Source organism: Streptomyces noursei (assembly GCF_016917755.1).
GTDB lineage: Bacteria > Actinomycetota > Actinomycetes > Streptomycetales > Streptomycetaceae > Streptomyces > Streptomyces yunnanensis.
The window spans coordinates 1814532-1831737 of the sequence record NZ_CP070326.1 but is presented as its reverse complement, the minus strand read 5'-3'; the positions used below and the strand labels follow the sequence as shown (position 1 = coordinate 1831737).

The 17206-nt window shown below is 74.2% G+C and carries 13 protein-coding genes and 2 pseudogenes; 12 read left to right on the top strand and 3 right to left on the bottom strand.

Features of this window, described 5'->3' with window-relative positions:
- The first annotated feature begins 158 nt into the window (after nt 1–158).
- From tdh to JNO44_RS07870, 3 genes are all read left to right on the top strand, one after another.
- Nucleotides 159–1187 carry an L-threonine 3-dehydrogenase gene (tdh, locus tag JNO44_RS07880; protein WP_205362517.1) on the top strand — a complete coding sequence of 343 codons (1029 nt, stop codon included), beginning with the start codon at nt 159–161 and terminating at the stop codon, nt 1185–1187.
- A gap of 85 nt (nt 1188–1272) precedes the next feature.
- A complete protein-coding gene (locus JNO44_RS07875; RefSeq protein ID WP_205362515.1) occupies nt 1273–2466 on the top strand; it encodes a glycine C-acetyltransferase in 1194 nt (397 codons plus the stop codon).
- Nucleotides 2467–2517: 51 nt separating this feature from the next.
- Complete coding sequence (locus JNO44_RS07870) at nt 2518–3426, top strand: LysR family transcriptional regulator (protein ID WP_205362513.1); 909 nt, start codon at nt 2518–2520, stop codon at nt 3424–3426.
- 42 nt (nt 3427–3468) lie between these two features.
- On the opposite strand, the pseudogene JNO44_RS07865 reads toward JNO44_RS07870, so the two are convergent.
- A pseudogene (locus JNO44_RS07865) lies at nt 3469–4510 on the bottom strand (PHP domain-containing protein).
- Between the two features lie 677 nt (nt 4511–5187).
- Between JNO44_RS07865 and JNO44_RS07860 the strand changes: the two are divergent.
- From JNO44_RS07860 to JNO44_RS07840, 5 genes are all read left to right on the top strand, one after another.
- The gene (locus JNO44_RS07860; RefSeq protein ID WP_205362510.1) at nt 5188–5403 is read left to right on the top strand and encodes a type A2 lanthipeptide; all 216 of its coding nucleotides are present in this window, start codon (nt 5188–5190) and stop codon (nt 5401–5403) included.
- 231 nt (nt 5404–5634) lie between these two features.
- Nucleotides 5635–6441, top strand: a complete 807-nt coding sequence (locus JNO44_RS07855) for an HlyD family efflux transporter periplasmic adaptor subunit (RefSeq protein WP_205362508.1) — start codon at nt 5635–5637, stop codon at nt 6439–6441.
- Nucleotides 6438–8717 carry an NHLP family bacteriocin export ABC transporter peptidase/permease/ATPase subunit gene (locus JNO44_RS07850; protein WP_205362506.1) on the top strand — a complete coding sequence of 760 codons (2280 nt, stop codon included), beginning with the start codon at nt 6438–6440 and terminating at the stop codon, nt 8715–8717. Before JNO44_RS07855 ends, JNO44_RS07850 begins: the two co-directional genes overlap by 4 nt.
- A gap of 1 nt (nt 8718) precedes the next feature.
- Entirely contained in the window at nt 8719–11619 is a 2901-nt protein-coding gene (locus JNO44_RS07845; protein WP_205362505.1) for an NHLP bacteriocin export ABC transporter permease/ATPase subunit, read from the top strand.
- A 100-nt stretch (nt 11620–11719) separates the two neighbouring features.
- Nucleotides 11720–12178 (top strand): cyclic nucleotide-binding domain-containing protein, encoded by a 459-nt coding sequence (locus JNO44_RS07840; protein WP_205362504.1) that lies wholly within the window; start codon nt 11720–11722, stop codon nt 12176–12178.
- Nucleotides 12179–12356: 178 nt separating this feature from the next.
- Here the strand turns inward: JNO44_RS07840 and JNO44_RS07835 are convergent.
- Nucleotides 12357–12641: pseudogene (locus JNO44_RS07835) on the bottom strand (L-tyrosine/L-tryptophan isonitrile synthase family protein); the annotation flags it as partial.
- Nucleotides 12642–12706: 65 nt separating this feature from the next.
- Here JNO44_RS07835 and JNO44_RS07830 point away from each other — a divergent pair.
- From JNO44_RS07830 to JNO44_RS07820, 3 genes are all read left to right on the top strand, one after another.
- The gene (locus JNO44_RS07830; RefSeq protein ID WP_205362503.1) at nt 12707–13045 is read left to right on the top strand and encodes a hypothetical protein; all 339 of its coding nucleotides are present in this window, start codon (nt 12707–12709) and stop codon (nt 13043–13045) included.
- 92 nt (nt 13046–13137) lie between these two features.
- Nucleotides 13138–15462, top strand: coding sequence for a heavy metal translocating P-type ATPase (locus JNO44_RS07825; protein WP_240167953.1), 2325 nt, complete (start codon nt 13138–13140; stop codon nt 15460–15462).
- Entirely contained in the window at nt 15459–15929 is a 471-nt protein-coding gene (locus JNO44_RS07820) for a copper chaperone PCu(A)C (protein WP_039638467.1), read from the top strand. Before JNO44_RS07825 ends, JNO44_RS07820 begins: the two co-directional genes overlap by 4 nt.
- A 93-nt stretch (nt 15930–16022) precedes the next feature.
- Here the strand turns inward: JNO44_RS07820 and JNO44_RS07815 are convergent, their stop codons facing one another.
- A complete protein-coding gene (locus tag JNO44_RS07815) occupies nt 16023–16715 on the bottom strand; it encodes a sigma-70 family RNA polymerase sigma factor (protein WP_205362502.1) in 693 nt (230 codons plus the stop codon).
- Nucleotides 16716–16763: 48 nt separating this feature from the next.
- On the opposite strand from JNO44_RS07815, the gene JNO44_RS07810 reads away from it, so the two are divergent.
- Nucleotides 16764–17009 (top strand): zf-HC2 domain-containing protein, encoded by a 246-nt coding sequence (locus JNO44_RS07810; protein WP_205362501.1) that lies wholly within the window; start codon nt 16764–16766, stop codon nt 17007–17009.
- Nucleotides 17010–17206 lie beyond the last annotated feature (197 nt).

Here is a 17206-nt window from a genome sequence, read left to right as displayed (position 1 = left end):
CCTGTGACGGATGGGCCGTAAAGGTGATCTGAGGGCGCGATTAAGAAAACCTCGATGGACCCGGAGGCCGTCGTACGGAAGATTTCTGGCCGAGATCGGCGGGCCGCACCGGGTCCCCGTGATGTCACAGCACTCATTCACGTACGGGAGCCGATGCGGTGAAGGCACTGGTCAAGCAGAAGGCGGAACCGGGACTCTGGCTGACGGACGTGCCGGAACCGACGATCGGCCCCGGCGATGTGCTGATCAAGGTGCTGCGCACCGGCATCTGCGGCACCGACCTGCACATCCGGGCCTGGGACGGCTGGGCGCAGCAGGCCGTGCGGACCCCGCTGACCGTCGGCCACGAGTTCGTCGGGGAGGTCGTCGAGACCGGCCGGGACGTGGCCGACATCAAGCCCGGCGACCTGGTCAGCGGCGAGGGCCACCTGGTCTGCGGCAGCTGCCGCAACTGCCAGGCCGGCCGCCGCCACCTGTGCCGCGCCACCGTCGGCCTGGGCGTCGGCCGGGACGGCGCCTTCGCGGAGTACGTCGCGCTGCCCGCCACCAACGTGTGGGTGCACCGGGTCCCGGTCGACCTCGACGTCGCCGCGGTCTTCGATCCGTTCGGCAACGCCGTGCACACCGCGCTCTCCTTCCCGCTGGTCGGCGAGGACGTCCTGATCACCGGCGCCGGACCGATCGGCATCATGGCGGCGGCGGTCGCCCGGCACGCCGGCGCCCGCCATGTGATGATCACCGACGTCAGCGAGCAGCGCCTGGAACTGGCCCGCAAGGTCGGCGTCAGCCTCGCCCTCAACGTCGCCCACACCTCGATCGAGGCCGGCCAGCGCGAACTGGGCCTGCGCGAGGGCTTCGACGTCGGCCTGGAGATGTCCGGCCGGCCCGAGGCCATGCGCGACATGATCGGCAACATGACGCACGGCGGCCGGATCGCCGTGCTGGGCCTGGCCGCCGAGGAGTTCCCGGTCGACTGGTCCCGGATCGTCACCTCCATGATCACGATCAAGGGCATCTACGGCCGGGAGATGTTCGAGACCTGGTACGCGATGTCGGTGCTGCTGGAAGGCGGCCTCGACCTCGCCCCCGTGATCACCGGCCGCTACCCGTACCAGGAGTTCGAGACCGCCTTCGCCGACGCGGCCAGCGGCCAGAGCGGCAAGGTCATCCTCGACTGGAGCGCCTGAGCCCCGCCACCCCCGATGACGGCGCCGCCAGCCGGCCTGCCCTCCCGCCGCCCGACCTCGACCCCGCCTAAGGAGACACCACCCCATGTTCGACGCCGTACGCGACGATCTGCGCACCGCCCTCGACGAGATCCGCGCCGCCGGACTGCACAAGCCCGAGCGGGTCATCGGCACCCCGCAGTCCGCCACCGTCGCGGTCACCGCCGGGGGCCGCCCCGGCGAGGTCCTCAACTTCTGCGCCAACAACTACCTGGGCCTGGCCGACCACCCCGAGGTCATCGCCGCCGCCCACGGGGCCCTGGACCGCTGGGGCTACGGCCTGGCCTCGGTCCGCTTCATCTGCGGCACCCAGGAGGTGCACAAGGAGCTGGAGCGGCGGATCTCCGGCTTCCTCGGCCAGGAGGACACCATCCTCTACTCCTCCTGCTTCGACGCCAACGGCGGTGTCTTCGAGACCCTGCTCGGCCCGGAGGACGCGGTCGTCTCCGACGCCCTCAACCACGCCTCCATCATCGACGGCATCCGGCTCTCCAAGGCCCGCCGGCTGCGTTACGCCAACCGCGACATGGACGACCTGGAACGGCAGTTGAAGGACGCCGAGGGCGCCCGGCGCACCCTCATCGTCACCGACGGCGTGTTCTCGATGGACGGCTACCTCGCGCCGCTGCGGGAGATCTGCGACCTGGCCGACCGCTACGGCGCGATGGTGATGGTCGACGACTCGCACGCGGTCGGCTTCGTCGGCCCCGGCGGTCGCGGCACCCCCGAGCTGTGCGGCGTGATGGACCGCGTCGACATCATCACCGGCACCCTCGGCAAGGCGCTGGGCGGCGCCTCCGGCGGCTATGTCGCGGCGCGCGCCGAGATCGTCGCCCTGCTCCGCCAGCGCTCCCGCCCCTACCTCTTCTCCAACTCGCTCGCGCCGGTGATCGCGGCCGCCTCGCTGAAGGTGCTCGACCTCCTGGAGTCCGCCGGTGACCTGCGCGAACGCCTCAACGCCAACACCGCGCTGTTCCGCTCACGGATGACCGAGGAGGGCTTTGCGATCCTGCCCGGCGAGCACCCGATCGCGCCGGTGATGATCGGCGACGCGGCCGAGGCGGCCCGGATGGCCGAGCTGCTGCTGGAGCGCGGGGTGTACGTCATCGGCTTCTCGTACCCGGTGGTCCCCAAGGGGGAGGCCCGGATCCGCGTCCAGCTGTCCGCGGCCCACTCCACCGAGGACGTGCACCGCGCGGTGGACGCCTTCGTGGCCGCCCGCGCCGCCCTGGCGGGCTGACCGCGGGGTTCCGGGGCACAGAACCCCGCCGAACCCTGCGAAACTGGAACCATGATCGAAGCCCGTCGGCTGCACATCCTGCGTGCGCTGGCCGACCATCGCACGGTGACGGCGGCGGCCGCCGCGCTCTACCTCACGCCCTCGGCGGTCTCCCAGCAACTGGCCGCCCTGGAGCAGGAGACCGGCCACCGCCTCGTCGAGCGCGGCGCCCGCGGCGTCCGGCTGACCCCCGCGGGCGACATCCTGCTCGGTCACGCCAACGCCGTGCTGGCCCAGCTGGAGCGCGCCGAGGCGGAGCTGGCGGCGTACGACAAGGGGGAGGCCGGCACGGTGACGGTCGCGGCGTTCGCGACCGGCATCGCGCTGGTGCTCGCCCCGGCCCTGGCCGAACTCGCCGGTTCCGCACCCGGCATCCGGGTCCGGGTCCAGGACGCGGAGGGCGACGCCAGCCTGCTGATGGTGCTGGACCGGCAGGTCGACGTGGCGGTGGCCGTCGAGTACCGGGGCGCGCCGGACGCGGACGACCCCCGGCTGACCCGGGTCCCGCTCTACGCCGAGCCGTTCGACGCGGTGCTGCCGCCCGGGCATCCGCTGGCCGGGGCGGCGGCGGTGCCGCTGGCCGGGCTCGCCAAGGACCCCTGGATCGGGCCCTATTCCGGCAATCCCTGCCATGACGTGGTCGTGCTGGCCTGCGAGTACGCCGGGTTCCGGCCGCGCCTGACGCACTCCTCGGACGACTTCCGGGCGGTGGTGGCGCTGGCCTCGGCGGGCGTCGGGGTGGCCCTGGTGCCACGCTCGGCGCTGCGCGGGATGGACCTCGGGGGTGTGGTGGTGCGACCGGTCGACGGCGCCCCGCCCACCCGCCGGGTCTTCGCCGCGGTCCGCCGTGGCGCGGAGGACCATCCGCTGTTCCGCCCGGTGTTGGCGGCGCTGCGCACGGCGGCGTCCGCGCAGGGCTGAGGCGAGTGGTCCCGGACCGGGGCCCGGACCGGCCCCGGACGGTCAGCCGCCGGCCCCGTGCGGGGTGCGGCCGGTCCGCGTCCAGGTCGTCAGCTGGCGGGCCGTCCAGGTGGTGATGATCCGGTCTGCCGGGACGCCGCACTCCTCGGCGCGGGCGCAGCCGTAGATCTGCCAGTCCAGCTGGCCGGGCGCGTGCGCGTCGCTGTCGACGGCGAAGAGGGCGCCGGCGTCCAGGGCCTGCCGCAGCAGGCGGCGCGGCGGGTCGAAGCGGTCCGGGCGGCAGTTGATCTCCACCGCGGTGCGGTGCTCGGCGCAGGCCGCGAAGACCTCCGCGGCGTCGAACGTCGACTCCGGGCGGAGCCGGCCGGTGAGCCGTCGGCCGGTGCAGTGGCCGAGGACGTCCACCAGCGGATTGCCGACCGCGGCCAGCATCCGCCGGGTCATCGGCCGCCGGTCCATCCGCAGTGTGGAGTGGACCGAGGCGACCACGACGTCGAGCCGGTCCAGCAGCTCCGGCTCCTGGTCCAGCGAGCCGTCGTCGAGGATGTCGCACTCGATCCCGGTCAGCAGCCGGAACGGCGCCAGGCGCGCGTTGACCTCGGCGACCACGTCCAACTGCCGCCGCAACCGCTCGGCGGTCAGCCCGTGGGCGACGGTGAGCCGGGGGGAGTGGTCGGTCAGCGCGCACCAGTCGTGGCCGAGGTCGCGGGCGGCCCTGGCCATCGCCTCGACGGGGCTGCCGCCGTCCGACCAGTCCGAGTGCAGATGGCAGTCGCCGCGCAGGGCCCGCCGCAGCGTCAGCCCCCGTTCCCCCTCGACCAGCGGGCCGCCGGCCTCCTCCGTCAGCCGCGTCAGATAGGCGGGTTGCTGCCCGGCCAGTGCCTCCTCGACGACCCGGGTCGTCTTGGGGCCGAGCCCCTTCAGACGGCCCAGCGTCCCGTTCCCGGCGCGCTCGCGCAGTTCCTCCGCGGCCAGTCCGTCGAGCACCGACGCCGCCGTGCGGAACGCCTGCACCCGGTACGTCACCGCCCCCCTGCCGCTCCAGCAGGAACGCGATCCGCTCCAGCGCCGCCACGGGATCCACCTCCCCACCGTGCACCGGGCGGGGCGCGGCTGCCACCGCGGTCGGGCCGGCGAATGCCCTCTACCGCAGTTATGCGAATATGTCCGTTCTCTGGATGCTCGATCCGTTTCCATCGGAATGACATGGGCGATAGCCGTGATGATTCCGGTCATTAGTGCATCGGAAGTCTAGGGCAATCATGTTCGGTTAAAACCTGGGCAACATCCCGGCCGTGCTGCGGAAACGCGAATCGGACTTCTCGGCGGGCCGGTGCGTCAGCCGGACGTTAAGTTCGGTGACCTCCAGGAAATCTGCACACCGAATGCGCAGCCGGCACACGCTTCCGGGTTTCGGGTGACACGGCCGCCCTGGTGGGCGGCGATCTAGTTCCGGAATGCCCGATTCCGGGAGTGTCGCAACGCCCCCTCGACGGAAAAGAAACCGGAGGAGATGTGAAGATGCTTCGATCAAGCCATGGACGCACGTACACGTCCGGTAATTTCGCGGCGCGGTCGCGTCCGGATCGCCGCTCATCCGATTAGCAGGGAAACCCGCCCGCATGCTTTGATCCATCGCACCGCGGAAGTCGCCGGGGTTTCCCGATATCGGGGGCCGGACTGCCGTGGCCGCGGCCGGGTCACCCACCGGACGGCCCGTTTCGCTTGTTTTTTCTTGATATTGATCCGAAGGGAAACATCATGAACAACGCCCAGGTGCAGACCCAGGAAATCTCCGACGCCGACCTGGACAACGTGTCCGGTGGCCTCGTCGGCGGCGTGCTGAGCACCGTCACCACCACCGTGGGCTCGGTCGCCCCGGTCGGCAGCGTCCTCGCCACCACCACCGGCCTGGTCCAGCAGACCACCGGCCTCGACGTCAACGGCATCGTGGGCGGCGCGACCGCCGGTCTCTGATCCGAGCCGCCGCTGTGCCGCCGCGCGGCACAGGCGGCGACGAACGGTCGTGACGGCAGTCGGCGCCCCCTCCCTGCCGATCTGCCGTACCGAGTGCCCCGGACAACCCGGTTCCGGCCGGGTTGTCCGGGGCACCCGGCTGTTCGCCGCCGGGAAACCGCCACCGGATCTCCGGCGGCGGTACACTCCCGCTACTCCCGTACCAGCACCTGCAGTTGAGGGAAGAGTGTCGTGCAGTTCCGCCAACAGGCCCTTTCCAAGCTGCAATCGCCCGAGGAGCTCGACCTGCCGGTGCGCTTCGCCCGCCCCCAGGGCTGGCTGGTGCTGACCGTCACCGTCCTCGTCATGATCGCCGCGACCGTCTGGGCGGTCACCGGCACCGTCTCCGCCACCCTCACCGCCCCCGGCATCCTCACCCACGGCCGCGGCAGCTACGTCCTGCAGAGCCCGGTCGCCGGCCAGGTCACCGCGGTCCTCGCCGAGGAGGGCCAACCGGTCGCCGCCGGCGCCCCGTTGGCGCGAATACGGACCGTGCAGGGCACCACCACCGTCGTCCGCGCGCTCGCCGCCGGCCGGCTGACCAGCCTGGTCGCCACCATCGGCGCGGTCGTCACCACCGGCGCCGACCTCGCCGCCGTGGAGCGGACCAACGGCCCCCACGACCCCCTGACGGCCACCCTCTACGTCCCGGCCGCGAGCGCCGCCACCCTCCCCGCCGGCGCCGCCGTGGACCTCACCGTCGCCTCCGCCCCCACCCAGCGGTTCGGCGTGCTGCGCGGCCACGTCGCGGCCATCGGCCGCACCGCCCAGAGCAGCCAGCGGATCTCCGCGTTCCTCGGCAGCAGCCAGCTCGGCGAGCAGTTCTCCCGCGCCGGCCAGCCGGTCGCGGTGCTGGTCCGGCTCGACACCGCGTCCACCGCCACCGGCTATGCCTGGTCCACCTCCGACGGCCCGCCGTTCGCCCTGGACTCGATGACCCAGGCCACCGCCGCCGTCCACCTGGCCGCGCAGCACCCGATCGATTGGCTGCTCTCGTGACCGCACCCGACGCCGCCGCGGCACCCCCGCAGCACCTCCCGCCCGCCGGCCGCGGACGGCACCGCCCCGAGGGCGCGCCACCCACCCGCCGCCGCAGACCGCCGGCCACCGCCCCCAAGGCGAAGAAGTCCGTGCGCACCCCCACTGTGCTCCAGATGGAAGCGGTGGAGTGCGGCGCCGCCTCCCTGGCGATGGTGCTCGCCCACTACGGACGCCACGTGCCGCTGGAGGAACTGCGGATCGCCTGCGGCGTCTCCCGCGACGGCTCCCGGGCCAGCAACCTCCTCAAGGCCGCCCGCAGTTACGGCCTGTCGGCCAAGGGCATGCAGATGGAGCCGGCCGCCCTCGCCGAGGTCCAGGCGCCGGCCATCCTCTTCTGGGAGTTCAACCACTACGTCGTCTACGACGGCATGGGCCGCCGCCTCGGCCGCCGGGGCGTCCACATCAACGACCCCGACAAGGGCCGCCGCTTCGTGCCGACGGAGGACTTCGACACCAGCTTCACCGGCGTCGCCCTGGTCTTCGAGCCCACCGAGGCGTTCCGCAAGGGCGGCCGCCGGCCCAGCGTGCGGAGCGCCCTGCCGGCCCGGCTGCGCGGCACCGCCGGCACCCTGCTGGCGGCGCTGCTCGCCAGCCTGCTGCTGGTCGGCGTCGGCGCCGCGCTGCCCGCGCTCAGCCGCACCTACATCGACATGTTCCTGATCGGCAACCAGACCTCGCTGCTGGGACCGCTGTTCGCCGCGATGAGCGCGATGGTGGTGCTCACCGCCGTCCTGACCGGCCTCCAGCAGGCCAACCTGCTCCGCGGCCGGATCATCTCCTCCACCCTCAGCAGCGCCCGCTTCCTGCGCCATCTGCTGCGGCTGCCGGTCACCTTCTTTTCCCAGCGCTCGCCCGCCGACCTCGTCCAGCGCCTGCAGTCCAACGACGCGGTCGCCGAGACCCTCGCCCGCGACCTGGCCGCGGCCGCCGTCGACGGCGTGGTGGTCGTCCTCTACGCGGTGCTGCTGTGGACCTACGACCCCCAACTCACCGTCATCGGCGTGCTGATCGCGCTGCTCAACGTCGTCGCCATGCGGATCGTGGTCCGGCTGCGCGCCACCCACACCCAGAAGCTGCGCGCCGACACCGCCCGCCTGACCAACACCTCCTACACCGGCCTGCAACTCATCGAGACCATGAAGGCCACCGGCGGCGAGAACGGCTACTTCCGCCGCTGGGCCGGCCAGCACGCCACCACGCTGGAGGAGCAGCAGCGGCTCGGCGTCCCCAGTGCCTGGCTGGCGGTCGTCGCCCCCACCCTCGCCACCCTCAACAGCGCACTGATCCTGTGGATCGGCGGCCTGCGCGCCGTCGAGGGCCACATCTCCATCGGCCTGCTGGTCGCCTTCCAGGCCCTGGTGACCCGCTTCACCGCACCGATCACCCGGCTCAACGGCGTCGCCGGCCGCATACAGGACTTCGCCGCCGACGTGGCCCGCCTCAAGGACGTCGAGAGCTTCCCCGCCGACGCCCACTACTCCCGCCCGGACGCGGACGCCGGCACCCGCCGCCTCAAGGGCCACATCACCCTCGACGGCGTCACCTTCGGCTACAGCCCGCTCGACGCCCCGCTGCTGACAGGCTTCTCCCTGGCCGTCGGCCCCGGCCGCCAGGTCGCACTGGTCGGCGGCTCGGGCAGCGGCAAGTCCACCGTCTCCCGGCTGATCTCCGGTCTCTACACCCCCTGGGAGGGCACGATCCGGATCGACGGACAGCGCCTCGCGGACATCCCGCGCAGCGCGCTGGCCGCCTCGGTCTCCTTCGTCGACCAGGACGTCTTCCTCTTCGAGGGCACCGTCCGGGACAACGTCGCGCTGTGGGACCCCTCCATCCCCGACGACGCGGTGATCGCCGCCCTCCAGGACGCCGCCCTCTACGACGATGTCATCGCCCGCCGCCCCGACGGCATCCACAGCCGCGTCGAACAGGACGGCCGCAACTTCTCCGGCGGCCAGCGGCAGCGCCTGGAGATCGCCCGGGCGCTGGTCCGGCGCCCCAGCATCCTCGTCCTCGACGAGGTCACCAGCGCCCTGGACGCCGGGACCGAGGCGGTCATCATGGACAACCTGCGGCGCCGCGGCTGCGCCTGCGTCATCATCGCCCACCGGCTGAGCACCGTCCGCGACAGCGACGAGATCGTGGTGCTCGACCACGGCACGGTCGTCGAACGCGGCCGGCACGAGGAGCTGGTCGCCGCCGGGGGCGCCTACGCCGAGCTGGTCAAGGAGCACTGACGTGGCATCCGTACACCCGTCCCCGGACGCGGGATCCGCCACGCAGCCGGCCGCACCGGCCGCGGATCCGCACGGCGTCGACGCGGTCACGCACGCCCTGGGCGGCCTCGGCACCCCCGTCGACTGCGCCGGGCTGCGCGACGTCCCCCTCGAAGGCCCGCACGTGCTGTGGCTGGTCACCGGCGGCACCCTCGACCTGTTCGCGGTGGACGCCGGCCAGGAAGGCCACTGGCACTTCCTCGGCCGCCTCGAAGCCGGCACCCTGCTGCTCGGTCCCGTCCAAGGCCCCCAGCACACCCTCGTCGGCCGCCCCTCCCAGCACTGCGGACTGCGCCGGATCGCCCTGCGCGAACTGCCCCGCGCCGACCACGGCGACCAGGGCGCGTACGGGCACGAGGGCACCTTCGGACCCGACGACACCTACGGCGGGCAGCCGGCCACCCCCCTGGAGCACGCCTTCGCGCTCGGCACCGCGCGCGGTCTGGGCGTGCTGTTCGAGGCGCCGCTGGACGGCCGGCCCAGCGACGAAGCGGTCGCCGACGACGACGTCCTGTGGATGCCGGTGCCGCCCGGCAGCGTCCAGTACGGCGCCTCCTACAGCGCCGAGGCCGCCGCCGACCTGCTCGTCGACGCGGCGCTGTGGCAGCGGATGGTCAACCAGCAGTACCGACTGCTGTCCGCCGTCGACCGCTGGATCGAGCAGCTGGAGCGGGCCCACGAGGACCGCGCGGCGGCCGGTATCAAGGCCGGTGAGGCCGTCCGGGAACGCGCCGACCAGGCACTGCTGGCGTCCATCGGCAAGGACCGCTCCGGACGCGCCGCCGCGGGCCGCGACCGGGCCGGCGACGACCTGACCTTCGCGGTCTGCCGGAAGGTCGCCGGGGCCGCCGGCATCGTGCTCACCGAACCGCCCAAGGGCGCCGCCGCCGGCGACCGGATCAGCCCCGTCGAACGGATCGCCCTCGCCTCCCGGATCCGCACCCGCGCGGTCCGCCTCGACGGCCGCTGGTGGCGCACCGACGCCGGGCCCCTGGTGGGCCACCGCGCCAAGTCCGGTGCCCCGGTGGCGCTGTTGTGGCGGCGCGGCCGGTACGAGGCGGTCAACCCCGCCTCCGGGCTGCGGATCCGGATCGGCAAGGACACCGCCGACGAGTTCGAGCCGCACGCGGTGATGTTCTACCGGCCGCTGCCCGAACGCCGGCTCACGCTGTGGCGGCTGATGCGCTTCAGCCTCCGCGGGAACCGCGCCGACCTGCGCAACCTCGCCCTGAGCGGACTGGTGACGGTCGCCCTCGGCGCCCTCGTCCCGCTCGCCACCGGCAAGGTCCTCGGCGTCTACGTACCGGCCGCCGCCCGCGGCCCGATCGTCCAGGTCGCGCTCGCCGTCATCATCGCCGGCGTGGTCGCGGCGGCCTTCACCCTGCTGCAGAACCTCACCGTGCTGCGCATCGAGGGCCGGATCGAGAGCGTCCTCCAGCCGGCCGTCTGGGACCGGCTGCTGCGCCTGCCGACGAAGTTCTTCGCCGGCCGCTCCACCGGTGAACTGGCCAGTGCCGCCATGGGCATCAGCGCCATCCGCCAGGTGCTGGCCGGCGTCGGGCCGGTGGCCGTGCAGGCCGCCACGGTCGGCGCGGTCAACCTCGTGATGCTGCTCCTCTACAGCGTGCCGCTGGCGCTCGCCGCGCTCGCCGTGCTGTTCGTCATCGGCGCGGTGTTCCTCGTCCTGGGCCTGTGGGAACTGCGCTGGCAGCGCCGGCTGATCACGCTCGGCAACAAGCTCAACAACCGGGCGTTCCAGACCCTGCGCGGGCTGCCCAAACTGCGGGTCGCGGCGGCTGAGTCCTTCGCCTACGCGGCCTGGGCCCGGGAGTTCGCCCGCTCCCGGGAGCTCCAGCAGAAGGCCGGCCGGATCAAGAACCTCACCACCGTGCTCAACGCCGTCTACCTCCCGCTCTGTTCCCTCGCGCTGTTCGTGCTGCTGGCCGGCCCGGCCCGCGGCACCCTGTCCGCCGGCGCCTTCCTGACCTTCAACACCTCGGTGACCATGCTGCTCACCTCGGTCACCCAGATCACCGGCGCGCTCGTCTCGGCCGCCGCGGCGCTGCCGATGTTCGAGCAGATCAGGCCGGTGCTGGACGAGGCGCCCGAGGTCCGCGGCGGCAGCTCCCAACCCGGTGTGCTCTCCGGCGCCATCGAGGCCCGCAAACTCTCCTTCCGCTACAGCGAGGACGGTCCGCTCGTCCTCGACGACGTCTCCCTCCAGGTGCGGCCCGGCGAGTTCGTGGCGATCGTGGGCCCGAGCGGCTGCGGGAAGTCGACCCTGCTGCGCCTGCTCATCGGCTTCGACCGGCCGTCCGGAGGCAGTGTCCTGTACGACGGCCAGGACCTCGGCGCGCTCGACCAGGCGGCCGTCCGCCGGCAGTGCGGGGTGGTCCTGCAGAACGCCCAGCCGCTCACCGGCTCGATCCTCGACTGCATCTGCGGCGCCGAGGCGTTCACCCAGGAAGAGGTCTGGGCGGCGGCTGAAATGGCCGGGCTGGCCGAGGACATCAAGCGGATGCCGATGGGGCTGCACACCATGATCTCCGGCGGCGGCGCCATCTCCGGCGGCCAGCGGCAGCGGCTGATGATCGCCCAGGCGCTGGTCCGCCGCCCGCGCATCCTCTTCTTCGACGAGGCCACCAGCGCCCTGGACAACGAGACCCAGCGGATCGTCATCGACAGCACCCGCGCGCTCAGCGCCAGTCGCGTGGTCATCGCGCACCGCCTGTCCACCGTGCTCGACGCCGACCGGGTCCTGGTCATGGCCGACGGCCGGATCGTCGAGCAGGGCGCCCCCGCCGCGCTCCTCGCCGACACCGGCGGTCGGCTGCACGACCTGGTACGCCGTCAGATGGCCTGACCGCGCCCCGGCCGCCGGCCGCCGGACCGGCCATTCCCGCAATCCCTGCAATCCGACACATATCGTGCGAGGCACTGCACAGTGGTGGATGGAGGACGAGATGCCCCAGGTCGCGCACCTGTTCGATGCCATGCCCGCGGACCGGCGTCGCCGGCTGACCGAGCTCGGGCACGAGGTGTCGCTGCCCCGCGCCACCCGCCTCTTCGAGGAGGGCCGCCGGGCCGACCGGTTCTGGATCATCCGCTCCGGCCAGATCGCGCTCGACCAGCGGGTCCCCGGCCGCCAGGCCGCCGTCGTCGAGACCCTCGGCCGGGGCGAGGTCCTGGGCTGGTCCTGGCTGTTCCCGCCCTACCTCTGGCACTTCGGCGCGGAGACCGTCGGCCACGTCGACGCCCTGGAGTTCGACGCCCCCCTCGTCCGCGCCCTGTGCGAGGACGACCCCATCCTGGGCCGCGCCGTCTACCGCTACGTCGCCGAGACCGTCGCCGAACGCCTCCACGGCACCCGCACCCGCCTCCTCGACCTCTACGGCCCCCAGGGCAGCACCGCCGGGCCGTGACCGCGACCCGCGGGACGACCTGTGCGTTCCCGGGAACCGGAGGCGGGGCGCGCCGGACTACCCGTGCCGCGCCACGAGGGTGCGCCGCGGTCCTGGCCCGCTTCTCGGCGTACGGCAGGTCGCCGTAGGCCGCGTGGAGGTCGAAGACGCTCAGCCGGTCCGCGAGCCCCTCCTCGTGGAGCAGCGCCCGCGGGCCGTCCCCGTAGGCGTCGATGGTGGCGTCCGGTACCCGGATGAGGTCGCTGACGACGTGACCGTCCGAGCAGATCGCCACCCGCGCACCGGGCGGGTACACCGCCGCGATGCGGGCGCACGACCGGTCCAGGAAGCGCAGCGCGAGCCGCTCGCCCCCGTCCGGGAGGGGGCCAGCACCTTCGCGGGACGGTGTGCCGAAGTGGGCGGTGACGCAAACCCAGTTAGTCGGTCCGCGAGCGCGCCGGGTTCCGGCGGGCGGACGGGACAAACCTCACGTGCCGAACGGCCCCTGATCGTCCGTTCGCCCCCGCGCCCACCTGCCACGATGACGCGATGACCACCCCCGCGACCTCCGCACCAGACCGCGACCGGCGCCTTGGGCCGCCGGTTCCCGTCCGCCCGCTCCGGCTGCTGCTGCCGGCCCGCTCGGTCCTCGGCTTCCTCGCGCTGCTGGCGCTGCTGTTCGTCCTCGCCTACGCGGTGGGCGGCGCCGTCGGGCCGGTGGCCCCCGGCCTCCGGCCCGACGACCGCCCCGGGACCACCGAGCCGGCCGGCGACTCCGGTGGGATGCCCGGCATGGCGGGCATGACCGCGCTGGGCGCCCCGCGGGCCGGCACGGCGACCGTGGCCCACCCCGCGCCCGCCCTCCCGCCGCGGGGAGCGCGGCGATGACCGGGCACGACCATGGGGCGCGCGCCGCGGTGGACGCCGCCGCGACCCCGGCGGCGGGCGCCGACCGCCTCACCACGCTCGCCATCGGCGGGATGAGCTGTGCCGCGTGCGTGGGCCGGGTGGAACGCAAGCTCGGCCGGCTGGACGGCGTCACCGCGTCGGTCAACCTCGCCACCGAGCGGGCCCGGATCAGCCACCCCGCGTCGCTCTCCGTCGACGACCTGATCGCCACCGTCGAGGCCGCCGGGTTCACCGCCTCCGCACCGGACGTGGACGAGCCCGGCCGGCCCTCCACCGGGAACGGCCCGGCCGGCGACCCCGCCGACGGCACCGACGGCGCCCCCGACGGCGACCCCGCCGAACGCCGCCGGCTGCTGCTGACCGCGCTGCTCTCCCTGCCCGTACTGGCCCTGTCGATGGTGCCCGGCTGGCAGTTCCGCAACTGGCAGTGGCTCTGCTTCGTGCTCGCCGCCCCGGTCGCCGTGTGGGGCGCGGCCCCCTTCCACGTCCGTGCGGTGCGCGGCCTCCGGCACGGCGCCGCGACCATGGACACCCTGGTGTCCCTCGGCGTCGTCGCGTCGTTCGGCTGGTCCGGCTATGCGCTGTTCCTCGGCGGGGCCGGCACGCCCGGCATGACGATGCCGTTCAGCCTGCTCCCCGCGGCCGGTGACGGCACCGCCCACCTCTACCTGGAAGCCGCCGTCGGCGTGCCGCTGTTCGTGCTGGCCGGGCGGCGGATGGAGGCCCGGGCCCGGCGCGGCACCGGGGCCGCCCTGCGTTCCCTGGCGGAGCTCGCCGCGAAGGAGGTGTCGGTGCGCGGCGCGGACGGCGCCGAACGCCGGCTGCCGATCGGCCTGTTGCAGGTCGGCGACCGGTTCCTGGTCCGGCCCGGCGAACGGGTGGCCACCGACGGCACCGTCGTCTCGGGCAGCTCGGCCCTGGACCTCTCCCTGATCAGCGGCGAGAGCCATCCGGTCGAGGTCGGACCGGGCTCCGAGGCGGTCGGCGGCGCGGTCAACTCCGGTGGGCTGCTGGAGATACGCGCCGACGCGGTGGGCGGCGACACCCAACTCGCCCGGATCACCCGGCTCGTGGAGGACGCCCAGACCGGCAAGACCCGGGCCCAGCGGCTCGCGGACGCGGTGGCGGCGGTCTTCGTCCCCGCCGTCCTGACCATCGCGGTCACCGTCCTGGGCTTCTGGCTCGGCGCCGGTGCCGACCCGCAGGCCGCGGTCACCGCGGCGGTCGCCGTGCTCGTCGTCGCCTGCCCGTGCGCGCTGGGCCTGGCGACCCCGACCGCACTGCTGGCCGCCACCGGCCGCGGCGCCCAGCTCGGGATCCTGGTCAGCGGCCCGCGGGCGCTGGAACGCCTGCGCCGCATCGACACCGTCGTCCTGGACAAGACCGGCACCCTCACCACCGGCCGGATGGCCGTCACCGCCTTCACGGCCCGCGCGGACGGCCCCGACCCGGACGAGGTGCTGCGGCTCGCCGCCACCGTGGAGCAGGGCTCCGAGCATCCCGTGGCCCGCGCCGTCCTCGCCTACGCCCGCGAGCACGGGAGCGACGCGCCGCTCGAACCGGCCGCCGCGGTGGGCGACTTCACCGCGACACCGGGCCTGGGCGTCCGCGGGGTGATCGACGGCCGCACGGTCACCGTGGTCCGCCCGCCCGACGACCCCGACGAGTTGCCCGCCGCACTGGCAGACGCGGTCCGCACCGCCGAGACCGCCGGCCACACCGCGGTCCTGGTCACCGTCGACGGCGCCCCGGCGGCGGTCCTCGCCCTCGGCGACACCCTGCGCCCCGACGGCTACCGCGCCGTCGACCACCTGCGCCGGCTGGGGCTGCGGCCGGTGCTGGCCACCGGGGACCGCGCGGCCACCGCCCGAGCGGTGGCCCGGCAGCTCGCCATCACCGAGGTGCACGCCCAGGCCCGCCCGCAGGACAAGGCCGCGCTGGTCGCGACGTTGCGGGAGCAGGGCGGCCGGGTCGCGGTGGTCGGCGACGGGGTCAACGACGCGGCGGCCCTGGCCCGCGCCGACCTCGGCATCGCCATGGGCAGCGGCACCGACGCGGCGATCGGCGCCGCCGACGTCACCCTCGTCCGCGAGGACCTCCAGGCCATCGCCGACGCCGTCCGCCTCGCCCGCCGCACCCTGGGCACCATCCGCGGCAACCTCCTCTGGGCCTTCGGCTACAACCTCGTCACCGTGCCGCTGGCCGCCGTCGGGCTGCTCAACCCGATGCTGGCCGCGGCGGCCATGTCCGCCAGCTCCCTCCTGGTCGTCGGCAACAGCCTGCGGCTCCGCGCCTGGCAACCACCGGGCGCCGACCGCACCTCCCGCCGCCGTCCGCACGCACCGCGCTCCGGCGCCAACCCGCCCCGCCCTCGGGGCACTCGGGAATCCGTATGAACCGCTCACGCCTCGCCGCCGGCGCCGTGCCGTTGGTCACCTGCCTGGCGACCCTCGGCGCCCTCACCGCCTGGACCGCCACCGGCAACGCCGGCACGCCCGCCCGGCTGACCGCCGCCGAGGGCCGGGTGCTGATCCCCGCCGGGAACGACGCCACCGCGGCGTTCTTCACGATCCGCAACTCCGGCACCGCGAACGACGTCCTGACCGGCGTCACCGGACCGGCCGGTCACCGCACCATGCTCAGCCGGGACGTCGAAGTCGGCCGCAACGCCCGGTCCATGGCCATGGTCCAGGGCGCCACCGTCCCCGCCCGCGGCGCGCTCACCATGACGCCGACCACCCTCGACATCATGATCAGCCCGCCGCCCCGGTTGGCCCCCGGCGACCGCCTCACCTTCACCCTGCACTTCCGGGACAGTCCGCCGCTGGTCGTCACCGCCCGGGCGGTACGCCCCGGCCAGTAGCGACGACGGGGCCGTGGCGTCCGGTCGCCACCGGGGCTCATGGGCCGGCCACCGCCCGTCCATGAGCCCCAGCAGCCCGCCGCGCCCGGCCGGTCAGGCCACCGCGGCGGCGAGCCGGCGCGGCCGCAGGTCAGCCGGCCCCGGTCTGCGGTGCGGTGCGCCGTGCGGGGCGGTGTCCGCCGCCCGCTGCCGGCCCACCCCGTCGGCGGACAGCACGGCCCCGGTATCCGCCTCCGCCCCGGTTTCCGCCTCCGCCAGCAGGGCGATCAGCGCCTCCCGGGCCCGGGCCACCCGCGAGCGCACCGTCCCCACCGGACAGCCCATCACCCCGGCTGCCGCCGCGTACGACAGTCCCAGCAGCTGCGTGAGCACGAACGCCTCCCGCCGCTGCGGCGTCAGCGCCGCCAGCAACTCGGCGAGCGCGATGCCCTCCTCGAAGCCCGGCACCCCGCGCGGCTGGACGCGCTCGGCGGCGGACTGCCAGTCGTCGGTCGCCGACAACCGAGGGCGCACCGCGTGGGTGCGGATCCGGTCCGCCACCACCCGCCGGGCGATCGTCAGCAGCCAGGTCCGCGCCGACGACCGGCCCTCGAACCGCGGCAGCCCCCGCAGCGCCCGCACATAGGTGTCCTGCATCAGGTCGTCGGCAGCCTGGGCCTCCCCGCTGAGGTGCGTCACATACCGCCGCACATCGAGTTGGGTGGCCCGTACGAACTGCTCGACGGCCCGTTCGTCGCCGTCCCGGGCAGCCAGCGCCCAGGCCGTGACCCTCTCGTCGTCACGCATTCACAACCACCCCTCGCCGGTCCGGACCAATTCGGGGAGACTGGGCGCATGCTCTGCTCGCGCATTCGTACGGCACTTTCCGCCCGCCTCGACGGCGAGGCGCTGCCCCCGGGGCTGACCGTCCACCCTCTCGACGACCACCTCGCGGGCTGCCGGGACTGCCGCCGGTGGGAGGCCCGGGCGCGAGCGTTGACCACGGCCCTCGGCGACGCCACCGCGCACGAGGACGAGGCGGCCCCGGCCGCCGTCGAGGCGCTGCTCGCCGGCCTCCGGACGGGGCGTCGGGCGGGCTGAACTGCCGGGGAGCGCCGGGCGTCCGCCGCGGCCCTCCCCCTGGCGGGAATCGGACGCGGGCGGCGGCGCCACCGGCATCCGGACAGGATTCGTCATCTGGAGTCCTTCGGAGTCCTTCGCGTGATCCGGCCACCGCGCCACGGCGCGGACGACCGGTGAAGTCGCAGCCGGAACACCGGGCACGGGGCAGTGGCCCG